This is a genomic window from Streptomyces sp. HUAS MS02, assembly GCF_055702265.1.
In genome coordinates, this window is sequence record NZ_CM146747.1 from 5,398,820 (window position 1) to 5,420,938 (window position 22,119).

Annotated in this window: 17 protein-coding genes; 8 read left to right on the forward strand and 9 right to left on the reverse strand. The window is 73.0% G+C overall.

From position 1 onward, the window contains the following. Positions 1-82: 82 nt before the first annotated feature. Positions 83-1,501, forward strand: coding sequence for an IS21-like element helper ATPase IstB (gene istB, locus ACZ9QC_RS23335; protein ID WP_472914891.1), 1,419 nt, complete (start codon positions 83-85; stop codon positions 1,499-1,501). Here the strand turns inward: istB and ACZ9QC_RS23340 are convergent. Continuing rightward, positions 1,485-1,673, reverse strand: a complete 189-nt coding sequence (locus ACZ9QC_RS23340; RefSeq protein ID WP_472914892.1) for a hypothetical protein — start codon at positions 1,671-1,673, stop codon at positions 1,485-1,487. The genes istB and ACZ9QC_RS23340 overlap by 17 nt on opposite strands. A gap of 213 nt (positions 1,674-1,886) precedes the next feature. Next, entirely contained in the window at positions 1,887-4,598 is a 2,712-nt protein-coding gene (locus ACZ9QC_RS23345; protein WP_472914893.1) for a helicase-associated domain-containing protein, read from the reverse strand. 415 nt (positions 4,599-5,013) lie between these two features. On the opposite strand from ACZ9QC_RS23345, the gene ACZ9QC_RS23350 reads away from it, so the two are divergent. Together ACZ9QC_RS23350 and ACZ9QC_RS23355 are read left to right on the forward strand one after the other, a co-directional pair. Continuing rightward, on the forward strand, positions 5,014-6,078 hold the full coding sequence (locus tag ACZ9QC_RS23350; RefSeq protein ID WP_472914894.1) for a hypothetical protein: 1,065 nt from the start codon (positions 5,014-5,016) through the stop codon (positions 6,076-6,078). 292 nt (positions 6,079-6,370) lie between these two features. Beyond that, positions 6,371-6,994 (forward strand): HAD family hydrolase, encoded by a 624-nt coding sequence (locus ACZ9QC_RS23355; RefSeq protein WP_472914895.1) that lies wholly within the window; start codon positions 6,371-6,373, stop codon positions 6,992-6,994. A 42-nt stretch (positions 6,995-7,036) separates the two neighbouring features. On the opposite strand, the gene ACZ9QC_RS23360 is transcribed toward ACZ9QC_RS23355, so the two are convergent. Continuing rightward, a complete protein-coding gene (locus tag ACZ9QC_RS23360) occupies positions 7,037-7,288 on the reverse strand; it encodes a hypothetical protein (RefSeq protein WP_184892583.1) in 252 nt (83 codons plus the stop codon). Between the two features lie 215 nt (positions 7,289-7,503). Here ACZ9QC_RS23360 and ACZ9QC_RS23365 point away from each other — a divergent pair, with 215 nt between their 5' ends. Beyond that, a complete protein-coding gene (locus ACZ9QC_RS23365) occupies positions 7,504-7,887 on the forward strand; it encodes a cold-shock protein (RefSeq protein WP_045556039.1) in 384 nt (127 codons plus the stop codon). A 71-nt stretch (positions 7,888-7,958) separates the two neighbouring features. Here the strand turns inward: ACZ9QC_RS23365 and ACZ9QC_RS23370 are convergent, their stop codons facing one another. The 4 genes from ACZ9QC_RS23370 to ACZ9QC_RS23385 form a co-directional block, all read right to left on the reverse strand. After that, entirely contained in the window at positions 7,959-8,786 is an 828-nt protein-coding gene (locus ACZ9QC_RS23370) for a 1,4-dihydroxy-6-naphthoate synthase (RefSeq protein WP_472921774.1), read from the reverse strand. A 106-nt stretch (positions 8,787-8,892) separates the two neighbouring features. Next, the gene (locus ACZ9QC_RS23375; RefSeq protein WP_472914896.1) at positions 8,893-9,693 is read right to left on the reverse strand and encodes a futalosine hydrolase; all 801 of its coding nucleotides are present in this window, start codon (positions 9,691-9,693) and stop codon (positions 8,893-8,895) included. Positions 9,694-9,709: 16 nt separating this feature from the next. Then, positions 9,710-10,180, reverse strand: coding sequence for a hypothetical protein (locus tag ACZ9QC_RS23380; RefSeq protein WP_472914897.1), 471 nt, complete (start codon positions 10,178-10,180; stop codon positions 9,710-9,712). Between the two features lie 118 nt (positions 10,181-10,298). Then, the gene (locus tag ACZ9QC_RS23385) at positions 10,299-11,687 is read right to left on the reverse strand and encodes an MFS transporter (RefSeq protein WP_472914898.1); all 1,389 of its coding nucleotides are present in this window, start codon (positions 11,685-11,687) and stop codon (positions 10,299-10,301) included. A gap of 671 nt (positions 11,688-12,358) precedes the next feature. Between ACZ9QC_RS23385 and ACZ9QC_RS23390 the strand changes: the two genes are divergently transcribed. The 4 genes from ACZ9QC_RS23390 (at position 12,359) to ACZ9QC_RS23405 (ending at position 18,729) form a co-directional block, all read left to right on the forward strand. Continuing rightward, complete coding sequence (locus ACZ9QC_RS23390) at positions 12,359-13,291, forward strand: DUF3027 domain-containing protein (protein ID WP_472914899.1); 933 nt, start codon at positions 12,359-12,361, stop codon at positions 13,289-13,291. Positions 13,292-13,642: 351 nt separating this feature from the next. Further along, positions 13,643-16,795, forward strand: a complete 3,153-nt coding sequence (locus tag ACZ9QC_RS23395) for a sacsin N-terminal ATP-binding-like domain-containing protein (protein WP_472914900.1) — start codon at positions 13,643-13,645, stop codon at positions 16,793-16,795. A gap of 182 nt (positions 16,796-16,977) precedes the next feature. Further along, positions 16,978-17,757: a calcium-binding protein gene (locus ACZ9QC_RS23400; RefSeq protein WP_472914901.1), complete on the forward strand. Its 780-nt coding sequence runs from the start codon at positions 16,978-16,980 to the stop codon at positions 17,755-17,757. Between the two features lie 135 nt (positions 17,758-17,892). After that, complete coding sequence (locus tag ACZ9QC_RS23405) at positions 17,893-18,729, forward strand: DUF5707 domain-containing protein (RefSeq protein WP_472914902.1); 837 nt, start codon at positions 17,893-17,895, stop codon at positions 18,727-18,729. Positions 18,730-18,833: 104 nt separating this feature from the next. On the opposite strand, the gene ACZ9QC_RS23410 is transcribed toward ACZ9QC_RS23405, so the two are convergent. Both ACZ9QC_RS23410 and ACZ9QC_RS23415 read right to left on the reverse strand, forming a co-directional pair. Then, positions 18,834-19,388: a TFIIB-type zinc ribbon-containing protein gene (locus tag ACZ9QC_RS23410; protein WP_472914903.1), complete on the reverse strand. Its 555-nt coding sequence runs from the start codon at positions 19,386-19,388 to the stop codon at positions 18,834-18,836. Between the two features lie 260 nt (positions 19,389-19,648). After that, positions 19,649-22,057, reverse strand: a complete 2,409-nt coding sequence (locus tag ACZ9QC_RS23415) for an HAD-IC family P-type ATPase (protein ID WP_472914904.1) — start codon at positions 22,055-22,057, stop codon at positions 19,649-19,651. Between the last annotated feature and the right edge of the window lie 62 nt (positions 22,058-22,119).

Consider the following 22,119-nt stretch of genomic DNA (forward strand, 5'->3'; position numbering starts at 1 on the left):
TTCCGGTCCTATTGGATGTCTATTCATTCCGATGAGTGGCTGGAATTCAGATTTGCGGCAGCGGTTCCGAAGAATGCGAACCGTGCACCCTCCCACCCAGGCCGACGCCGCTGATCCGGTCACCCCGTCCATCGCCCCGTCCGTCTCTCCGCAGGGCACCACGCTCGGCTACGCCCTCTTCGCCACGCGCTGGCTCCAGGCGCCGCTGTACTTCGGTCTGGTCGCGGCGCAGGGGGTGTACGTCTACAAGTTCTTCAACGAGCTGTGGACGTTAATCGTCCGCTGCGTGAGCGGGAGCGCCACCGAGACGTACGTGATGCTCGCCGTGCTCAAACTGGTCGACGTCGTCATGATCGCCAATCTGCTGATCATGACGATCGTCGGCGGCTACGAGACCTTTGTCTCCCGCATCGGCCTCCAGGGCCACCGTGACCAGCCCGAATGGCTCTCGCACGTCAATTCCAACGTGCTGAAGGTCAAACTCGCCACCGCCATCGTGGGCATCTCCTCCGTGCATCTGCTCCAGATGTTCGTGGACGTCCACCACACCTCCCAGCACGCGCTGCTGTGGGGCACGGTGATCCACATGGCCTTCATCGCCTCGGCGGTGCTCCTGGCGTACATGTCGGGGCCGATGCTGCGCGAGGACAAGGGCCACGGCTCCCACCACGACCCGTCCGACGACCCGAGGCCGCCGAGGAGCCCGCGCGGGCCCGCCGAGCCGACGGAACGGAGCGAGCCGACGGAGCGGACTGAGCCGACGGCGGTGGTCACCCCCGCGATCTCCCGGGCGCCGCTGCCGATCCCGGCCCAGGCGACGTCACCCGAGCCCCGCTTCGCGCGGGGCGGGACGCGGCTGGTGCAGTACGAGACCTGGCGCGCGCCGTACACGGCCGGGAGCGAGGGCGGTTTCGGTGCCGGGGGCGGGACCGGGGTCGAGGGGCGGGTGCGGGCGGCCGGGTTCCCGGCGCGGAAGCTGCTGGAGGAGTTCGACGAGGGGCACCCGCGCTCCTTCGACCGGCGGCTGCTGGCCCGGCTGGGCACCCTGGACTTCCTCGGCACCGGACGGAACGTGGTGTTCGTCGGCGCCCCCGGCACCGGCAAGACGCATCTCGCGATCGGGCTCGGCGTACGGGCCTGCCAGGCCGGACACCGGGTGCTGTTCGCGACGGCGACGGAGTGGGCGGCACGGCTGGCCGGGGCACGGGCCGAGGGCAGGCTCGCCGAGGAACTGTCCGCGCTCGACGCCTGCCCCCTGCTGATCGTCGACGAGGTCGGCTACCTCCCCTTCGACACCGACACCGCCCGGCTCTTCTTCCAGCTGATCGCACACCGCTACGAACGGGCCTCGCTGATCGTGACCAGCGACCGCCCGCTCGGCCGCTGGGAGGAGATCTTCGGCGGGGCCGCCCCGGCGATGGTGGACCGCCTCGCGCACCACGCCGAGATCGTCCTCCTCGAAGGGGACAGCTACCGGCTGCGCGCTACTTCAGCAGGCTGACGTTCTGGATCAGCGGCCCCTCCACGCCGATGCCCTCACCCACCAGCGTGCTGAGTTCGGGGAGGGGCAGTGGCGGGTTCGCGGCGGCCGGGGCGGCGAGCGCGCCCACCAGGACGGCGGCTGCGGCGACGGCGACGGCGGATGCGGTCAGGAGCGTGGCGAGAGGTCGCATGTGTGCGTGTGGGCCTTTCGAGCGCAGGAGTCGATCTCGATCGGACACAGGGTGGCTGCCCCGCGCGCCCGAAGAGGATGCGCCGGGCGGCCCGCGCTCGCCCATGAGGGGGAAAAACCGGCGTGGCCTGCATGAAAGCCCGCGTACGCCCGAACGGGTGATGCGCGGGAGACGGCTTGATCAACAAGGTGTGACCAGGTGTGACCGGTTCGGTCAGGTCGCGTCGTCCGCCAGTTCCGCGACGCCCGTGATCCGGTGGAGCGGGAAGGTGCGCACCTCGTCCGCCGTGTGGTCGTACGCCGTCACGAAGCCGCCCTCGACGCGGACCGGCGCGATGACCCGCTGGCTGGCGGAGCCCTCGGCGTTGACGTAGCCGATCCAGAGGGCCTCGCCGGTGAGGACGGCGGCCTGCATCGTCGCGAGCGTCTCGGCGGAGCCGGTACGGGGCAGGGCGCCCGGCGGGGTGGCCGGGCCGTCGGGAGTCCGGCGCGGCGTGGTGGAGGCCAGGTCGCCGGCGCGGATGGCGCGGATCGCGGCGCCCAGCAGGGTGTCGTCCGGGGCCGGGGGACCGTCCGGGACGGGCTCCGGGGCCGTGCGGGGCGGGGTGCGGTGGGCGTGCGCCCGGGTGATCAGCACATCGCCCTCCGCCGACTCGGCCGCCGGCGCGTACCCCATAGCCCGCAGCCCGTCGAGCAGTGTCGCCGGGTCGGCCTGGGCGGCGAGGACGGTCGGCGCGAGCCGCCGCAGCCCGAGCCCCTGCGACCGCTTGTCGGCGAGGATCTCGCTGAGCATCGCGTCGTCGTCGCAGCGGACGTACGCCGACGCCGCGCCGATCCGCAGATGGCCGTGGCGGCGGGCCACGTCGTCGATCAGGTACGCGAGCGGCTGCGGGACCGGCGTACGGGAGTGCGCGGTCAGGAAGTCGTGCAGATCGGAGGCGCTGCGCCCCGCGTCCAGGGCCCGGCGTACGGACCCCGGCGTGAACCGGTAGACCGTCGCGCCACCCTTCGACTCCACGTCCGCCAGCACGCCCAGCATGTCGGCCAGCGGACGCTTCAGCGGGCCGGGCGCGACGGCCGTCAGGTCGGCCTGGAGCAGGACGTGGTCCAGCGGCTCGGGAAGCAGCGGAGCGAGCAGTCGGGCGGCCCGGGAGGCGGCCGCGGCCTGCTCGGCGACAGGGTCGGGGGAGGGGGCCGATGGGCGGTCGGGGAGGGGCACGTGGTGCGCGGGGAGCTTGTCGCCCGGGGTCGCCGGCAGTTCGGCCGTGGCGGCGGTCTCGGGAGGCAGCCCGAGGAGCGCGCGACCGTGCGACGACAGCGCGCCGCGCCCGGTGACCCCGAGCGACTCGGCCTCGGAGAGGGTCCACCGGGCGATCCGGGCCCGCAGGTCCTCGCCCTGACGCGACCGCGCGGACGGCTGCTGGGCCGACGGGGACGACTGGGCCGACTGGGCCGACTGGGACGACTGGGGCGACTGGGGCTGCGCGGGCTGCTGTGGCTGCGCCTGCGCGGGCTGGGCGGGGGCCTGGTGGGACTGCTGGCCGCCGCGCGTGGGGCGTTCCCAGTGGAGGCGGGCCAGTACGGAGTCGGGGGTGGCCGAGGTGCCCTCGGGGAGCCCGGCGAGCAGGGCGAGGACCCGATGGCGCACCTCGGGCGCGGCCGACCGGTCCAGCCCCGGGCCCAGCGCCGACAACGTACGGTCCTTGGCGTCCCGTTCCCCGATCACGCCCGGCGTACGGGTCGCCGTCAGCCAGGCCGTGGCGAGCCGCGCCCAGCGCTCGGCGGCGGGCAGCTCCAGCCACTCGTCGTAGGCGGGTGTGGCGGCGTACCGTTCGTCGGCCTCGCCGTCGGAGGCCAACAGCCCTGCGGAGTAGGCGAGTTCGACCCAGAAGGCGGCCACCGGCTCGGGCAGGTCGAGGGCCACGGCGGTCCGTTTCAGGTCCCGCACGCTCAACCCGCCCGCGCGCAGGACGCCGGGGCCGCCCTCGTCCCAGTCCTTCAGCAACTCCTCCACGGTCGCCAGCGCGGTGTACGCCTGCCCGGCCGCCGTCGCGTCCACAACCTGTGGACGGTGCGCGCCCGATGCCTCGACGGGCGGCGGCACGGGCTGCACCTCCCGGTGCGCGCGACCCCCGCGCAGGTGGAGGGCGACCTCGCGGGGCAGGACGACCGTGCCGGGGGCCGTGGGCAGCAGCAGCCCCCGGTCCAGCAGCCAGCGCAGATGGGCCGCCGGGTGGGCGGTGACCTGGCCGTACGGCGGCCCCCACACCAGCCGGGTCAGGACGTCGAGGGACTCCGGGGGCGCGGCGGCGAGGAGCGCGGCCATGCGGCGGCGGTCGGTGAAGAGCTTGGCGAGGGCCGTGACCGCCGAGACCGAGTCGTGGGTGCTCGGCAGGCCGGCCGCCGCGACGATCTCCTGGACCCGCCCCGGCGACATGCCCGCCGTGGCCTCCGCGACGGTCGGGCCGAGGCCGGTGGGGGAGGGGTGCTGCGGCGAGGGGGCGAGCAGCTCACGGGCCGTGCGGACGAGGCGGAGCCGGTCGTCGGGGCCCCATACGAGGGCCTGGTCGCGCAGGGTGGCGAGGGCGTGGGGCAGCGCGGCGGTGACGGCGGGGTCCGCGTCGTCACCGGCCAGCAGGGCGGCGAGTTCGGCGTACGGCGCCGGGTCCGCCGCCACGGCCAGGGCCTGGGCGGTCTGCAGGGCGAACCGGTCCAGGCGCTCCAGGGCCCGGACCACCGAGGCGCGGGTGCCGGCGCGGGTGGCCAGCTGGGTCAGGTCCGTGGGCACGGGCGTGATGAGGTCCGGCCGCGCCCGGAGCAGCACGGCGAGCGAACGGTCGTCGCGTCCGCGCAGCGCCTCCGCCAGCGAACGGGGGGCTCCGCCGGTGGGGGCCGCCTCCGTGGGGGTGTGCTCCTCGGTGCTCATCCGGCCAACGGTAGCGGCTGCGCCGGGCTGGGGCGTCTGGTGGCTCGGGGGTGGGTTCGTGGGGGGCCGGTGGGGTGGGGGTGCGTTCGGGTGGGGTGTCTGGTGGGTCGGGGTGCGTGTGGGGGTGCCTGGTGGGTTGGGGGTGCGTGTGGGGGTGCCTGGTGGGTTGGGGGTGCGCGTTTCGTCGGCGGGTGCGGGTGGGTGGGGGCTGGTCGCGCAGTTCCCCGCGCCCCTGAGAAGCCGGGGCTGCGCCCCTTGCTTCTCGGGCCATGGCTCCCGCTCAAGGGGATTGGTCATGGCTCTCGTCCACCGGGATCGGCCATGACTTCATGCCTCCCGGATCGGGGCATGACTCCCGTCCAGCCGGAAGCGATACGGTCGGAGGAGTATGCGCGGCCGACCCCGGAGGGGCTTCGTGGGGATTGAGAGCGACCAGGTCGTCTACGAGTACCTGAGCCGGGTCGGTGACCTGGCCCAGCAGCGGCAGTTGCCGTCCTCGACGCGGATGCGTCTCGTGTCGGGACTGCGGGACGAGATCGACCGGCGGCGGGCGAAGGCGCCGGTGGACAGTCCCGCCGCCGTACGCCGCATCATCGCCCGCCTGGGGACGCCGGACGAGGTCGTCGAGGCCGCGGGCGGGCCCGGTGACGTACCGGAGCCCCCGGCGGCCGCCGTACCCGTGCAGCGGGTGACCGGTGGGGACGTGACCGCCGAGGACACCGGGGAGCGGGCCAAGGGGCTGCGGCGGGTCGTGCCGCGCCCCCGTTCCGCCGACGCCGTGCCGCCGCCGGTGGCGGGTGGTGCCGCTCCGCCCCATCTCGCCCCGCTGCACGAGCTGGGGGAGGGCGACGCGCAGCCCGACTGGTGGCGGGTCGGCGGGGGCGGCGGGCCCGGCGGCGACATCGGGTTCGGGATCGGGGACTCCGTGCCGGGGTTCGTCGGGGGTGTGGAGATTCCCGAGTTGCTGAAGCCGCCGCCTCCGGCGAAGGCGGACGGGGACGGAAAGCGGGACGCAAACGCCGAGGGGGAGCCCGGGCCCGGGGCTGTCGTCGAGAAGGGGGCGGCGGCTTCGGCGGGGGGCGTGGAGGAAGGGGCTCCTCGGCGGCGGCGGTTGCCGTTGCCCCGGTTGCGGCCCGTGGGTGGGGGGTGGAGCAATCCGCTGCTGTTGCTGGCGGCCGTGCTGTTGGTCGCGGGAGCGGTCATGGGGAGCCTGGTGCCGTTGGGGCTGGGGTGGTTGATCGCCTATCTCTCGCGGAGGTTGACGCCCGCGGAGTCGAAGTGGGCGGTGATGGGGGTACCCGGGGTGGTGGCGGCCGGGGGTGTGGTGTGGCTGTGGGGGCGTGGTGACGGGCGGTGGGGGGATCCCATCGCTCAGGGGCAGATGAGTGATGCGCTGGCGGAGACCTGGCCGTGGGTGCTGCGGGTCGCGGCCGTGTCGTCCGCGCTCTATCTGTTGTGGCGGTCGCAGCGGGCGCGTTGAGCGGTTTTTGTTTCGCCCCCGCCGCCCCTACCCGTCCCTCCCCCACTCTCGGCTTCGCTCGAGCGGGAGGTGCCCCCACCAAGGGGCTGCGCCCCTTCGACCCCCAGACGTCCGTTCGGTGGGGCTTCTCGCGCAGTTCCCCGCGCCCCTGAAGGGCCTGCGCCCCTGAAGGGCCTGCGGCCCTTTCGGGGCGAAAAGCACGGGCGCAGCCCCTGCTTTTCAGGGGCGCGGGGAACTGCGCGACCAGCCCCCACCGAACCCGCAGCCGACGACGCATCCCAGCCACCCCACAATGGACGCCATGAGCTCTCCCATGCTGACCGTCGGGTTCGATCTCGATATGACGTTGATCGATTCTCGGCCGGGGATCCACGCCTGCTACGAGGCGTTGGCGGCGCGCACGGGGGTGTACATAGACGCCGACCTGGCGATCACCCGGCTGGGTCCGCCCCTGGCGGACGAGCTCGCGCACTGGTTCCCGGCGGCCGAGATCCCGGCCATGGCCGACCTCTACCGGGAGATGTACCCGGCGATCGCGATCGCCGCGACCCCCGCGATGCCGGGCGCGCCGGAGGCGATCGCCGCGGTCCGGGCGGTCGGCGGCCGGGCCATCGTGGTCACCGCCAAGTACGAGCCGAACGCCAAGCTGCACCTGGAGCACCTCGGCATCGAGCCCGACGTGGTCGTGGGCGACCTGTGGGCGGAGGCGAAGGCGGACGCCCTGCGCGAGCACGGCGCGAGCGTGTACGTCGGCGACCACACCGGCGACGTACGGGGCGCGCGCACGGCAGGGGCGTACTCGGTCGCCGTCGCCACCGGTCCCTGCGACGAGCGGGAGCTGCGCGAGGCGGGCGCCGACGTCGTCCTCGCGGACCTGACGGACTTCCCACAGTGGCTCACCGGATACACCGAATAGGCCGGTAGGCCGGTCGCCGGCGGACGCGCTCCCGCTGACGCCCTAGAAGCGCGCTTCGCGGGCCCTTCTGCGGCCCGCCGCGACCGACTGGAGGACTCCGGCGCCGGCGATGAGGAATCCGACGCCCATGAGCATGCTCAGCACGAACATGTAGACGGGGAACGGAGTCGTTCCGAGGAACAGCGGGGCCACGGTGACCAGTGTGGCCACGGCGCCGATGACGAAGACGATCCCGCCGACACGGATCAGTCGGTCACCGGGTTCGGCGGAATTCGGTTGGGTTTTGTCACGCACCCGACCAGGGTAGTTCCCAGCGCGAGGGAACAGTCGGCCGACGTCTTGTCACCCGCCCCCGGACCAATAGGCTGGGGACCGGCGGGTCCGGCGACCCGCTGTAGTGCTGTCCAGAGCAGTTTCCGCACACCGAGAACACGTTCAGAACACACTTAGAGCACCTTCGAACACCTTTCAGACGCAGTTTTCCGACGAGTACGAGGACGAGGACAGACGTGCCTACCGGCAAGGTCAAATGGTTCAACAGCGAGAAGGGCTTCGGCTTTCTCTCCCGCGACGACGGCGGTGACGTCTTCGTCCACTCCTCCGTACTGCCCGCCGGTGTCGACACCTTGAAGCCGGGCCAGAAGGTCGAGTTCGGAGTCGTCGCCGGTCAGCGCGGCGACCAGGCCCTTTCCGTGACGATCCTGGAGCCCGCACCCTCGGTCGCCGCGGCCCAGCGCAAGAAGCCCGACGAACTGGCCTCGATCGTGCAGGACCTGACGACACTGCTGGAGAACATCACGCCGATGCTGGAGCGGGGTCGCTATCCCGACCGTGCCGCCGGCAAGAAGATCGCGGGTCTGTTGCGCGCCGTGGCCGACCAGTTGGACGTGTAGACCCGCTGGATCTTGTCGGGTCCCGGCGGGTCCCACCGGGACCCGGCGGGACCCACCGACTCCCCTGGTTCTCAGGGGAATTCGAGCGCGTCCGGGCCGAGGGGCGGTACCAGTCCCTCGGCCGCCGCGCGGGTCAGCAGACCCCTGACCGCCGCGTAGCCGTCCTCGCCGAGATCGGCCGTGAACTCGTTGACGTACAGGCCGATGTGCTGGTCGGCGACGGCCGGGTCCATCTCCTGGGCGTGTTCCAGGACGTAGGGGCGGGAGGCCTCGGGGTCGTCCCAGGCCGCGTGGACGGAGGCGCGGATCGTCTCGGCGAGCGTGGTCAGGGTCGCCGCGCCCAGCGAGCGCTTCGCGATGATCGCGCCGAGCGGGATCGGCAGTCCCGTCGTCTCCTCCCAGTGCTCGCCCATGTCGGCGAGCTTGTGGAGGCCGTAGTTCCGGTAGGTGAAGCGGGCCTCGTGGATCACGAGTCCGGCGTCGACCTTCCCGTCCCGTACGGCCGGCATGATCTCGTGGAACGGCATCACGACGATCTCGCCGACCCCGCCGGGCAGCGTGTCCGCCGCCCAGAGACGGAAGAGCAGATACGCGGTCGAGCGCTCGCTCGGCACGGCCACCGTACGGCCGGTGAGGTCCGAGCCCGGCTCCCGCGTCAGCACCAGCGGACCGCAGCCCCGCCCCAGCGCACCGCCGCACGGCAGCAGCGCGTACTCGTCGAGGACGTACGGCAGGACGGCGTACGACACCTTCAGTACGTCGAGGTCGCCGCGTTCGGCCATGCCGTTGGTGATGTCGATGTCCGCGAACGTCACGTCGGGCGCGGGCGCGCCCGGGATCCGGCCGTGGGCCCAGGCGTCGAAGACGAAGGTGTCGTTCGGGCAGGAGGAGTACGCCATCCGCAGCGCGCCGGTCCCGGGAAGGCCGGCTTCGGCGGGGGCGGTCGCGAGGCTCGTGTCCGGGCTCGAATCCCGGCTTGTCTCGGGGCTTGTCTCGGGGCTCGTCTCAGGGCTCATGGGGGTTCCAACTCTCCAGTACGGGTGTCAGCTTCCCGAAGGCCGTGGTGAGTGCGGTCAGGGCGTCGCCGATCCGCCAGGCGGCCCGGTCGCGCGGGCCCACGGGGTTGGAGACGGCCCGCAGTTCGAGGACGGGTGTCGCGTGCGCGGCGGCGGCCTCGGCGACCCCGAAGCCCTCCATCGCCTCGGCCAGCGCGCGGGGGTGGCGGGCGCGCAGTTCGGCCGCGCGCCCGGCGCTGCCGGTGACCGTGGAGACGGTGAGCACGGTGCCGGTACGGGCGCCGGTGGCGGTCGCGGCGGCGCGTACGAGGTCCCGGGGCGGGTGGTGGGTGACGGTGCCGAAGCCCAGGTCGGTGACCGGGAGGAAGCCGTCCGGTGTCTCGGCGCCGAGATCGGCGGCCGTGATCTCCTCGGCGAGGACGAGCGAGCCGAGGGGTGCGTCGGGCGCGAACCCGCCCGCGATCCCGGCGGACACGACCAGCCCGTACGGCCTGCCCTCCAGGACCGCCGCCGTCAGCGCACCGGCGACGGACGCGGCGGCGAGCGCGGGGCCCACACCGGCGGCGAGGAGGTCGTACTCCGGGCCGGTGGGGAGTGGGGGCGGGGTGTCGCCGTGGCCAGGTGCGGTGGTCGTCGCCGAGTCGCGCGGCGTCGCGTCCGGTTCGTGGGCCGAGGCGCGGAACCGGTGGAGGGTGCCGGCCGGGAGGCGGGACTCGGTCGCCGGGCCCGGAAGCGCTCGTGCCACCGCGTCCCGTTCGGCCGGGACGGCGGTGGCTACGAGGATGCGCATGGGGGTCGGCCGTGGATCAGGCGTCGGGGTTCTTCAGCTCGAAGTTCCACACGCCCTCGATCTTCGAGCCCTCGGCGTTCTGCTCGACGACGCTGATGGTCAGCGACTTCTGGGCGGCCTGACCCGGCTGGGTGGCGAACAGGTCGGCGTTCTCGAAGGACCAGTACGTCTTGTCGAACGTGTTGTTGGTGGCCTGCTCCCCGTTGATCCACAGGGCCCAGCCCGTCTCCGACACCTCGGGGTCGACACCGATGCGCAGCGTCTCGCCCTGGGGCAGGTCGATCGACTTGGAGGGCTTCTTCTGCGCGCACTCCCTGGCCTCTTCGGCGGTGAGGGTGCGGTAGCAGGCGGCCTCGGAGCTGATCGAGTCGGTACCGATCGTGACGGTGGCCATCGGCGTGGGCTCATCGCAGGCCGACAGGACGAGGAGTCCGGCGGAAACGGCGCCGAGAGTGGCTGCGGCGCGACGGGAACGCGGGGAGGTCATGGGCGAAGGCTATCTGGCGTGTCCAGGGGTGCCCTTATGTGGGGTACGGCGTGCCGGGGTCGGCCGGGCGGCGAACCGGGGTCGGCCGGGCGGGGTGCCGGGGTCGGCCGGGTCGTGGTCAGGCCACCCGGGCCCGGGGCGCGCCCCCGTGCCGGGCGGAGGAGAGCAGGCCGCGGACCGTGGTGAGCCAGCCGGCGGCGACGATCCCGGCGGCCACGGCCATCCCCAGGGTGCCGTTGAGGGGCAGGGCGATCCCGAGGGCGCCGCCGACCACCCAGGACATCTGCAGCAGGGTCTCGGAGCGGGCGAACGCGGAGGTGCGCACGAGTTCGGGGACGTCACGCTGGATCAGGGCGTCCAGCGACAGCTTGGACAGCGCCTGCGAGAAACCGGCGACCGCGGCGAGAGCGGCGACGAAGAATGTGCTGAAGAACAGCGCCGCCAGGATCGCCACCACCAGCTCCACGGCGACCACGGTCACGATGATCAGCTCCGGCGAGCGCTGCTTCACCCACGCGCCGACGGCCGTGCCCAGCGCGTTCCCCGTACCGGCGGCCACGGCCACCATGCCCAGCGACAGGGCCGCGCTCTGCCCGTGCAGCGGGTGGATGCGCAGCAGGAACGCCAGATAGAAGATCAGGAAGCCGGAGAGGCCGCGCAGGGCGGCGTTCGCGCCGAGCGCGTGGGTGACCGCCGGGCCGACCGTCCGCAGCCCCGGCCGCTTGAGCGTGCTGCTGCGGTGCGGGCCGTGCAGGTGCTCGGCGTCGGCCGCGAGCAGCGCCCGGTCCTCGCCCTTCGCCGAGTCGACCTTCGCGGGCAGTGTGAAGGAGAGGAACGTGCCCGCGATGAAGATCAGGCAGGCGCCGTAGAGCGGCCAGCGGGGGCCGAGCGCCTGGAGTCCGGCGCCGATGGGGGCGGCGACGCCAGTGGCGAGCAGGCCGCAGAGGGTGACCCGGGAGTTGGCCTTCACCAGGGAGAACCCGGGCGGGAGGAGCCGGGGGACGACCGCGCTTCTGACGACGCCGTACGCCTTCGACGCGACCAGGACGCCGAGTGCGGCGGGGTAGAGCTCGATGCGGCCCGTCTCGACGGCGCCGACGAGGATCAGGGCGAGGAACGCCCTGGCCAGCATGGCTCCGGCCATCGCGGCGCGGCGGCCGTGCGGGAGACGGTCCAGGAGGGGGCCGACGACCGGGGCGAGCAGGGCGAAGGGGGCGAGGGTGATGGCGAGGTAGAGGGCGACGCGGCCGCGGGCCTCGTCGGTGGGGACGGAGAAGAAGACCGTGGAGGCGAGGGAGACGGTGATCATCACGTCGCCGGCGCCGTTCACTCCGTGCAGTTCGATCAGTTTGCCGAGGCCGGACTCGCCGGCGCCGTGGGCGTGGGTGGCCTTGCGGATGCCCCGGGCCGGGCCGGTGAACGGGAGGTGCAGGGCGCGGCCCACCGAGCGGACCGCGCCGGTCACCCGACCCGATCCGCGCGCTCCGCTCCGCTCGGCGCCGGTCACCTCGTCATAGTGCCCCGAGATGGCGGGGCGTAGTGCGGTTACCGCTCGTATGGCCGTGGGGTGGGGGCGTCGAGGGCCGGGCGCCTGATGGGGTGGGGGCGCGTGTTTCGGCGGCGGGTGCGGGCCCGGAGGGGCTTCTCGCGCGGTTCCCCGCGCCCCTCAAAAGCCAGGCCCCGCGGGCCTGAAAGCCGATGGCGCGGCAGGGGACGCCGCTCGGTGGCCGATGAAGAAGCCGGGGCGCAGCCCCGCTTTTTCAGGGGCGCGGGGAACTGCGCGAGAAGCTCCCTCCGGGCCCGCACACGCCCGACAACCCGGTCTCCCCCAACCCCCTCGCGTGGAGCGGGCCGCAGGCCACGGCGGTTTTTCGCCAACCGTCGGCCGCAGCCGAAGCCGCCCCCCGCCCCCCGTCGTAGGCCGAAGCCGAGCGCAGCGGAATCGCGGAACCCTTACGTCGGTGTGGGCGACGAGCCTCGGAGAAGGTAGCGTGCATAGCGCGCCTGCGGCGGTTGTTCTCGGCCGCGCGCCTCTCGTTCATCCCGCAGAATGGATGACATAGGTGCGCCCGAGTGCGATCGGGCGCGGACGTCGACGCGGCCCCCTGGTCCGCTCCGTCCGCACCCCCCGCCGAGGGAGGCGCACTCGTGAGACGGCGTAGGAGAGAAGCGATACCTGTGAGCGCAGCGACAACGCGAAGCCGCACCCCCGACCGTCTGTGCGCCGAGGCCGTCGACCTCGCCCGCTCCGCCGCCGAGGAGGCCGCCGCACCCGGCGTGGTGGGCGAACACGCGGGCCTCATCTCCGAGGGCGACCGCGTCGTGACGCACTTCTTCGAGTGCAAGGAGATGGGGTACCGCGGCTGGCGCTGGGCCGTCACCGTCGCCCGCGCCTCCCGCGCGAAGTTGGTGACCCTGGACGAGGTCGTGCTGCTGCCCGGCCCGGACGCGCTGCTCGCGCCGGAGTGGGTGCCGTGGAGCGAACGGCTCCGGCCCGGCGACATGGGCCCCGGCGATCTGCTGCCCACCGACGCCGAGGATCTGCGGCTGGAGCCCGGGTACTCCGGCGAGGACGAACCACTGCCCAACTCGCCCGTCTCGCACGACATGGCCGAGCTGGTGGAGGCGGAGGACGCCGAGGTCACCGGTGGGGTGCCGGCGAACCTGCCGCTCGTGCCGAGCCGCGGGTCGATCGCCGCGGTCGCCGAGGAGCTGGGGATGCGCCGGGCGCGCGTCCTGTCCCGGTACGGGCTGCACACGGCCGCCGACCGGTGGGAGGAGGGCTTCGGGGCCAAGACCGCGATGGCCCAGGCCGCGCCCGCCGCGTGTGTGAGCTGTGGGTTCCTCGTGCCGATCGGGGGGTCGCTCGGGCAGGCCTTCGGGGTGTGCGCGAACGAGTTCGCCCCGGCGGACGGGCGGATGGTGTCGCTGACGTACGGCTGCGGGGGGCACTCGGAGGCGGCGGTCATGCCGAAGCCGCCGCGGCCGGCTCCGCCGCGGCTCGACGAGACCCGCGTGGACCCCTTCCCGCTGCGGCCCGCCCCGGACTCCGGGTCGGTGCCGGTGGGGTCGGAGGAGACCGAGTCCGAGGCGGACCTGGGGCATTCGTAAGGGCGCCTGGTAGCTCGGGGGTGCGGGAGCGATGGCGGGTGCGCCCAGGCGGGGCTTCTCGCGCAGTTCCCCGCGCCCCTAAAAGACCAGGCCCCTGCGGGCCTGGAAGACGGCGCGGCTGCGGGCCCGAAAGGACGGCGGGGCTGCGGGCCTGAAGAGCACGGGCGCAGCCCCTGCTTTTCAGGGGCGCGGGGCTGTGTCCATATGCGGCTCCGCCGCGTGGGCGCGACCAGCCCCCACCCACCCGTACCCGCCGACGTACCAGCTACCGCCACCCCCTGGGCGCCCGGCCCAAGCCGGCGCAGCGACCCGGTACCTTCGTGGACACCAGGCGACAGGGAGAAGTGAACCGTGAGCAAGTTCGTGCGGCCGGCGGCCGAGGGTGCGGACCCGTTCGGGACGGCGCGACTGCGGCGGGGCGTGCTGGACGCCTGGGCGACCAGCCCCGCCCGGTTCCGCGAGGACGCCAACGCCGAGGAGGACCTCGTCCTCGGCGGCTACCGGGACCGCCTCGTCGTGGAGCTGGCGCAGAACGCCGCCGACGCGGCGGCCAGGGCGAAGGTCCCCGGGCGGCTGCGGCTGACCCTCCGGGACGGTGTCCTCGTCGCCGCCAACACCGGCGCCCCGCTGGACGCGGGCGGCGTCGAGTCGCTGTCCACGCTCCGCGCGTCCGCGAAGCGGGACAGTCCGGGCGGTGGCCACGAGGGCGCGGTGGGCCGGTTCGGCGTCGGCTTCGCCGCCGTGCTCGCCGTCACCGACGAGCCCGCCGTCGTCGGGCGGCACGGCGGTGTCCGCTGGTCGCTCGCCGAGGCCCGGCTGCTCGCCGCCGACACCGCCCGGCACAGCCCCGGCCTGGGCGACGAGATCCGCCGCCGGGACGGTCATGTGCCGCTGCTGCGGCTGCCGTTCGCGGCCGAGGGGTCCGCTCCGGAGTCGTACGACACCGTCGTGATCCTGCCGCTGCGCGACACCGCCGCCGCCGATCTCGCCGAGCGGCTGCTGCACGCCGTCGACGACGCGCTGCTGCTCGCCCTGCCCGGCCTCGACGAGGTCGTCATCGAGGTCGGCGCCGGTGAGGCGCGGACGCTGCGACGGCGCGTGGAGGGGGCGTACGTCGTCGTGGAGGACTCGCGGGACGGGGTGACGCGCTGGCGCACCGTGGCCGAGCACGGGGCGGTCGAGGCCGCGCTGCTCGCCGACCGGCCCGTCGAGGAGCGGCTGCGGCCGCACTGGTCCGTCACCTGGGCCGTGCCGACCGGGCCCGACGGCGCGCCGGTCCGGCCGCGCACCAGCGCCGTGGTGCACGCGCCGACGCCCAGCGACGAGGCCCTCGGGGTGCCCGCGCTGCTCATCGCCTCCTTCCCGCTGGACACGACCCGGCGGCACGCGGCGCCCGGGCCGCTCACCGACTTCCTCGTGCAGCGCGCGGCCGACGCGTACGCCACGCTCCTCGCCGCCTGGGAGCCGGTGGGCGAGGGCATCATCGACCTCGTGCCCGGCCCGCTGGGCAAGGGCGAGCTGGACGGGGCGCTGCGCCAGGCGATCCTGGAGCGGCTGCCCAGGACCGCGTTCCTGCCGCGTGCCGTGATGCCCGAACCGGACGACGAGCTGGAGGAGTTGTCCGCCGCGCTGCGGCCGCGTGACGCCGAGGTCGTCGAGGGGGCCGGCGCCGAGACCGTACGGGTGCTCGCGGACGTCCTGCCCAGCCTGCTGCCCGCCGGGCTCGAACGGCGCGCGGAGTTGCGGACGTTGGGCGTCGCGCGCCTGCCGCTGGGTGACGCGATCGACCGGCTCGCCGGGCTGGAGAAGGCCCCCGACTGGTGGCGGCGGCTGTACGACAGCCTCGCCGGCGTCGATCCGGATCGTCTGTCCGGGCTCCCGGTCCCGCTCGCCGACGGCCGGACCACCATCGGGCCCCGGCAGGTCCTGCTCCCGGCCCCCGACGGCCCGGGGACGGCGGCCCGCCCCGACACCCTCGCCCGCCTCGGGCTGAAGGTCGCCCACCCGGACGCCGCGCATCCCCTCCTGGAGAAGCTGGGCGCGCTGCCCGCGACCCCGCGTGCCGTGCTCACCACCCCGCAGGTACGGGCCGCCGTGGCCGCCTCCCTGGACGACGACGGCGGAGTGTGGGACGAGGAGGACGGACGGCCCGACGCCGACGAGCTGGCCGACCTCGTCCTCGCCCTGGTCCGCGACGCGGGCCTCGAACCCGGCGACGAGCCGTGGCTCGGCGCCCTCGCCCTCACCGACGAGGACGGTGAGCTGGCCCCCGCCGGTGAACTCGTCCTCCCCGGCAGCCCGTTCGCCCGGGTCATGCGTGAGGACGAACTCGCCTTCGTCGACGCCGAACTGGCCGACCGCTGGGGCGAACAGCCCCTGGCCGCCTGCGGAGTCCTCGCCACCTTCGCCCTCGTACGGGCCACCGACGTCGTCCTCGACCCCGACGAACTGGAGCCGCGCGACGGGGACTTCGCCGAGCCCGACGACGCCGGGCTGCTGGACGCGGTGGACGTGTGGGCCGAGGACATCCTCGACCGGTTCCCGGACAGCCCGGTGCCGCCGGTCGCGACGGAGATCGTGGCCGTGCGCGACCTGGACCTCGTCGACGAGGACCGCTGGCCGGAGGCGCTCGCGCTGCTGGCGAAGCCGCCGCTGCGCGACGCGCTGGTCCAGCCGGTGCGCATCCTGCTCGCGGACGGCACGCACGAGGTCGTCCGCCCCTACACGGCCTGGTGGCTGCGTGGTCACCCCGTCCTCGACGGCCGCCGCCCGGCGGGCCTGCTCGCGGCCGGCGGCGACCCGCTGCTGCGCGGCCTGTACGACGAGGCCGACGCCACCGGCTTCGACGACGAGCAGGTGCTGCGGGCGCTGGGCGTGCGGACCTCGGTGGCCGCGCTGCTGGACGAGCCGGGTGGTGCCGCCGAACTGCTGGACCGGCTGGCCGACCCCGACCTGCCGGTGGGGGCCGTGCAACTGCACGGTCTGTACGGCGCGTTGGCCGACTTGGACCCCGAACAGGTGACTCTCCCGGACGAGTTGCGCGCGGTGCTGGACGGTGAGGTGACCGTCGTGGACGCGGCCGACGCCGTGGTCGTCGACTCGCCCGACCTGCTGCCCTTCACCTCCGGTGTGCCCCTGCTGCCCGTACGGCCGTCGCGGGCCGCCGAGTTGGCCGAGCTGTTCCAGGTGCGGCGGCTCAGCGAGTCGGTGACGGGGGAGGTCGACTCCGAGGGCACGGAGCACGACGTGCCGGAGTCGGTGCGGGTCCTGCTGGGCCCGGCCACGCCCGCGTCGTACGTCGAGCACGAGGAACTGGTCGTCGACGGCGTGGAGTTGGACTGGCGCCGCACCCGCGACGGTGTGCTGCACGCGGCCACGCTGGAGGGTGTCGCGGCCGGACTGGCCTGGGCGGCCGGGCAGTGGCCGCGCCGCTTCGAGGTGGCCGCGCTGCTCGAAGACCCGTCCCGGACGGAGGAGTTGGCGCGGGACCGCTGGTTCGACTGAGCTAAACCTCCGCGATGTGATCTGCGCAACATTCGCAAAGGTTGTTCACAACTCGTACAACCATTCCCAGGAGTCCCGAGTCTGGTCTGGTGAGCCACCCGGCTCTCCAGACACTCGGGCCCCGCGTGCCGACACTTCGTGCGTCATCCGCGCCGCGGGTCCCCCATTACGTGGGGAATACATTGCACAAGCGTGCGACCTTGGGCCTCGTCGTCACCGGCGCTCTGGCCCTGACCGCTCTCGCCGCTCCGGCCGCGCAGGCCGACGACAAGTACGGCAACATCAAGATCAGCAACGTCTCCGTCAACGGGGGCAAGGCCGTCGTCGTCGGCGCGAAGGCCAAGAAGACCATCACGCTCAAGTTCACGGTCACGGACAACTCCGGCCACCGGATGGCCACGGCCTACCTGTACCGCGGTGCGAACATCGACACCGCCGACAGCGCCGCCTCGCCGAGCAAGGACCCGATCACCTGCAAGAAGGTGACGTCCACCAAGTCCAACTGCTCGGCGAGCTTCACCTTCACGCCGAACTACAACGCCATCAACTCCGTGGCCGGTACGTGGAAGACCTGGGCGATCGCCCAGGCCAAGGACTACGACTACGTCCAGAAGGACAACCTCAAGTCCTTCAAGGTCCTGCGCGCCGCCCAGCTCGCGGGCGCGAACGCCTCTCCGGAGCCGGTCGCGAAGGGTGAGACGATCACCGTCACCAGCAAGCTGACCCGCGCCAACTGGAACACCGGGGTGAACGGCGCGCTCGGCGGCCAGCCGGTGCAGCTGCAGTTCAAGAAGGCCGGCACGACCGCCTACAAGACGGTCAAGACCGTCAACTCCGCTTCCACGGGCGACGTGTCCACCACCGTCAAGGCGAGCGCCGACGGCACGTACCGCTACGTCTTCGCGGGCACGTCGACCACGGCGGGCGCGACCGCCACGGGCGACACCATCGACGTGAAGTAAGCAGCAGGAGTCAGGGGGACGCGCCGGACGTACCAGGGCGTCCCCCACCCGTAGAGCCAGCGGGTCAGCCGACTCGCGACCACCCGGGCCGATGCGACGACGACCGTCGGCCCCACGTCACCACCGGGGGAATACATGCGTACGCGTGCCACTGTGATCGCCGTCTCGGGCGCCCTCGCCCTGTCCGTCTTCGCCGCTCCGGCCGCGCAGGCCGACGACGCGCCCGGCGCCCTCGGGGCGTCGGTCACGCCGTTCGGGGCCCTGGCGGACGAGATCGTCGGCGACACCGTCATCAAGAAGGTCACCGTCAACGGTGGCAAGGACATCGTGGTCGGCACCTCCAAGAAGAAGAGCGTCACCCTCTCGGTCACCGCGACCGACCCGTCGGGCATCGAGGACGGCTACGCGTTCCTGTGGAAAGGGAACGACATCGACTCCGGCGATGTCGTGGGCGCGATGGTCCCGGACGCGGAGAACGGCACCTGCACCGCCGTCGACGCGACCACGTCCACCTGCAAGGTGACCGTCGTCGCCGACCCGAACGACAACATCTACAGCAACATCCTGGCCGGCAAGTGGCACGTCTTCGCCGGTGCCCTGGCCAAGGACGGCGACTACAACATCCAGGAGAAGCACTCCACGGCGAGCGTCAAGCGCGCGTCCGCGCTGACCACCAACGCCTCTCCCGAGCCGGTCAAGAAGGGCAAGACCATCACGGTCTCCGGCAAGCTGACCCGCGCCAACTGGGACACGCTCAAGTACGCGGGCTACACCGGCCAGTCGGTGAAGCTGCAGTTCAAGAAGAAGGGCACGTCCGCCTACAAGGACGTCAAGACCGTCAAGTCCGGCTCCGGCGGTGCGCTGAAGACCACCGTCAAGGCGAGCGCCGACGGTTCGTTCCGCTTCGTGTTCGCGGGCACCTCCACCACTCCGGCCGTGACCTCCGCGGCCGACGCCGTCGACGTGAAGTAGGCCGCGGGCGGCCGTTGAGCGCATGGGCGTCGGTTCCGGGGGTTCCCGGGGCCGGCGCCTTCTTCGCCCGCGCCGACTGCACGGCACCCCCCCGCGTCGGGCGGTCAGAGCTCGGGGAAGAGCAGGGCGAAGAACAGCCACAGCAGGACGGCCCAGAAGAGCGCGGCCGCCAGCGACACCAGCAGGGAACTGCGCCACTTCAGCACCAGGAACGGGAAGAGCACCAGAGCCGCCCAGTAACCGGCCACGTCGATGGAGAGCCGGGCCGCCTCGCCGAGGGTTCCCGCGCGGCCGGTGGCGATGTGGCGCAGCAGCCGCTGTGAGGCGAAGCCGTACAGGCCGAAGACGACGGGGAAGAACCACAGCGGAGTGATCGAGACCAGCTCGGTCTCCGAGAGCTCGTCGAACATGACCAGGTAGACGAGACCGGCGGCGACGAGACCACCGATCAGAGTGGTCACGTAGAGGGCGGTCAGCGCGGGCGGCTCGACGGCGCCGGCCGGGACGGGCACCGCCGAGGCGTACGGGACGTCCGGGGACGGGACCCGCACCACCCGGTGGCAGTGGGGGCAACGGACCTCCTGCCCCACGCGATCGGCCGGTGCCGAGATCAGATGCCCGCACGAGGCGTGGAACTCCACCGGCTGATCCGGGTTCATGTGGTGCCTCTTCCCTCCCTGTACCGCACACCCCGCCACGGGCCCGCTCCACCGGCCGGTCAGGGTGGGGGAGCGGTGGTCGCGACGAGGTCGGTCAGAGGCGAGGACGTCGGCCGCGTGGGTCCGGTTTCGCGCGCGGGCGTACGCCCCATGCGCGCGCCCCTCGCGCGCGCCGGCGCGGCGGCCATGCGGGAAAGCGACGGCTACGCGGAGGCACGCCGACTACGCGGGGAAGCGGCGGCTACGCGGGGAAGTGCCGACTACGCGGGGAAGCGGCGGTCCACCCACCTCCACAGGAACTCCAGGACCGCCGCGGCCGCGGCCGCGACGCCGACCGCGGTCCACGGCATCGTCGTGCCGACCAGGCGCAGCGCGAAGAAGTCCTGGAGCCAGGGCACGACGAGGACCAGCAGGAAGCCCGCCGCCATCGCGGCGACCAGACCGAGGCGCCACCAGGTGTACGGGCGGGCGATGATGGCCAGCACCCACATCGAGATCAGGAAGAGCGTGAGGGTGGCGGCGCTGGTCTCCGCCTCCAACGCGTCGGCCCCGGTGTAGTAGTGACGGGCGATCAGGTACGTGGCGAAGGTCGCCAGGGCCGCCAGGACGCCGCCGGGGATGGCGTAGCGCATGACCCTGCGGACGAAGTGGGGTTTCGCCCGCTCCTTGTTGGGGGCGAGGGCGAGGAAGAAGGCCGGGACGCCGATCGTCAGGGTGGAGAGCAGGGTCAGATGGCGGGGCAGGAAGGGGTACTCCACCTGCCAGCAGACGACCAGGATGGCGAGCAGCACCGAGTAGACCGTCTTGACCAGGAACAGCGTCGCCACGCGGGTGATGTTGCCGATCACCCGGCGGCCCTCGGCGACCACCGACGGCAGCGTCGCGAAGCTGTTGTTGAGGAGGACGATCTGGGCGACCGCCCGGGTCGCCTCCGACCCGGAGCCCATCGCCACACCGATGTCGGCGTCCTTGAGGGCCAGGACGTCGTTCACCCCGTCGCCGGTCATCGCGACCGTGTGGCCGTGGGACTGGAGCGCGCCGACCATGTCCCGCTTCTGCTGGGGGGTCACGCGGCCGAACACGGTGCCCGAGTCGAGGGCCGTCGCCATGTGGTCGCGCTCGGTGGGCAGCCGGCGGGCGTCGACCACCTCGCCGGCCAGGCCGAGCTTGCCGGCCACCGCGCCGACCGAGACCGCGTTGTCGCCGGAGATGACCTTCGCCCGGACGTTCTGCTCCTCGAAGTAGCGCAGGGTGTCGGCGGCGTCCGGGCGCAGCCGCTGTTCGAGGACGACGAGGGCGGTGGGACGCGCGTCCGTCGCCACTTCGGGATCGTCCAGCTCCCGGGTGACCTGGGCCAGCAGCAGCACCCGTAGCCCGTCCTCGTTGAGCCGTTCGGTCTCGGCGAGGGCCGGGTCGTCGTCGGGGAGCAGGACGTCGGGGGCTCCCAGCAGCCAGGTGCTGGACTCGCCGTCGCTCTCGCCGAAGGCCGCGCCGCTGTACTTGCGGGCCGAGGAGAAGGGCAGCGACCGGGTGCAGCGCCAGTCCTCGCCGTCCGGGTAGGCGTCGATGATCGCCTGGAGCGAGGCGTTGGGCCGGGGGTCCGACGCGCCGAGGGCGCCCAGCACCCGGCGTACGTACGACTCGTCCGTCCCGCCCAGGGGGCGCAGCTCGGTGACGTCCATGCCGCCCTCGGTGAGGGTGCCCGTCTTGTCGAGGCAGACGGTGTCGACGCGGGCCAGGCCCTCGATGGCCGGCAGCTCCTGCACCAGGCACTGCTTGCGGCCGAGACGGATCACGCCGATGGCGAAGGCGACGGAGGTGAGCAGGACCAGGCCCTCGGGGACCATCGGGACGATGCCGCCGACCGTGCGGGCGACGGAGTCCTTGAAGTCGTTCTCCTTCACGATCAGCTGGCTGATGATCAGACCGATCGCGGTCGGCACCATCATCCAGGTGACGTACTTGAGGATGGTGGAGATGCCGGAGCGCAGCTCGGAGTGGACGAGGGTGAAGCGGCTCGCCTCCTCGGCCAGCTGGGCCGCGTACGCCTCCCGGCCGACCTTGGTCGCGGTGAACGCGCCGCCGCCCGCGACCACGAAACTGCCGGACATCACCTGGTCGCCGGGTTGTTTGACGACCGGGTCCGCCTCACCGGTGAGCAGTGACTCGTCGATCTCCAGGCCGTCGGTCTCGACGCACTCCCCGTCGACGACGATCTTGTCGCCGGGCCCGATCTCGATCAGGTCCCCGAGGACGATCTCGGACGTGCCGACCGACGTGGCCACGCCGTCCCGCCGGACCGTCGGCCTCGCCTCGCCGATCACCGCGAGGGAGTCGAGGGTCTTCTTCGCCCGCCACTCCTGGACGATGCCGATGCCCGTGTTGGCCAGGATCACGAAGCCGAAGAGGCTGTCCTGGATCGGCGCGACGAACAGCATGATCACCCAGAGGACGCCGATGATCGCGTTGAACCGGGTGAAGACGTTGGCGCGGACGATGTCCACCGTGGAGCGGCTGCTCCGTACGGGTACGTCGTTCACCTCGCCACGGGCCACCCGCTCGGTCACTTCGGCGGCCGTCAGCCCACGCGCCCGCCTCGAGTCCCGGAGGGCCGAGGCGGTGGTGGGGTGCACAGGATCGAGGTCGGTGCCCGCGTCGATGTGCGTCATGCATCCGACGGTACGTGCGGATTTGGTGGTTCACCCATCGAGTGGGCGAAGATCCGACCAGG

Coding starts and splice junctions, on each gene's coding strand:
- ACZ9QC_RS23375 (WP_472914896.1), bottom strand. CDS start 9,693: ATGCGCATCCTCGTAGCCACCGCCGTCCCGGCCGAACGGGACGCGGTG.
- ACZ9QC_RS23340 (WP_472914892.1), bottom strand. CDS start 1,673: ATGCGACCTCTCGCCACGCTCCTGACCGCATCCGCCGTCGCCGTCGCC.
- ACZ9QC_RS23415 (WP_472914904.1), bottom strand. CDS start 22,057: ATGACGCACATCGACGCGGGCACCGACCTCGATCCTGTGCACCCCACC.
- ACZ9QC_RS23345 (WP_472914893.1), bottom strand. CDS start 4,598: ATGAGCACCGAGGAGCACACCCCCACGGAGGCGGCCCCCACCGGCGGA.
- ACZ9QC_RS23370 (WP_472921774.1), bottom strand. CDS start 8,786: ATGGCGTACTCCTCCTGCCCGAACGACACCTTCGTCTTCGACGCCTGG.
- ACZ9QC_RS23380 (WP_472914897.1), bottom strand. CDS start 10,180: ATGACCTCCCCGCGTTCCCGTCGCGCCGCAGCCACTCTCGGCGCCGTT.
- ACZ9QC_RS23355 (WP_472914895.1), top strand. CDS start 6,371: ATGGACGCCATGAGCTCTCCCATGCTGACCGTCGGGTTCGATCTCGAT.
- ACZ9QC_RS23405 (WP_472914902.1), top strand. CDS start 17,893: ATGCGTACGCGTGCCACTGTGATCGCCGTCTCGGGCGCCCTCGCCCTG.
- ACZ9QC_RS23410 (WP_472914903.1), bottom strand. CDS start 19,388: ATGAACCCGGATCAGCCGGTGGAGTTCCACGCCTCGTGCGGGCATCTG.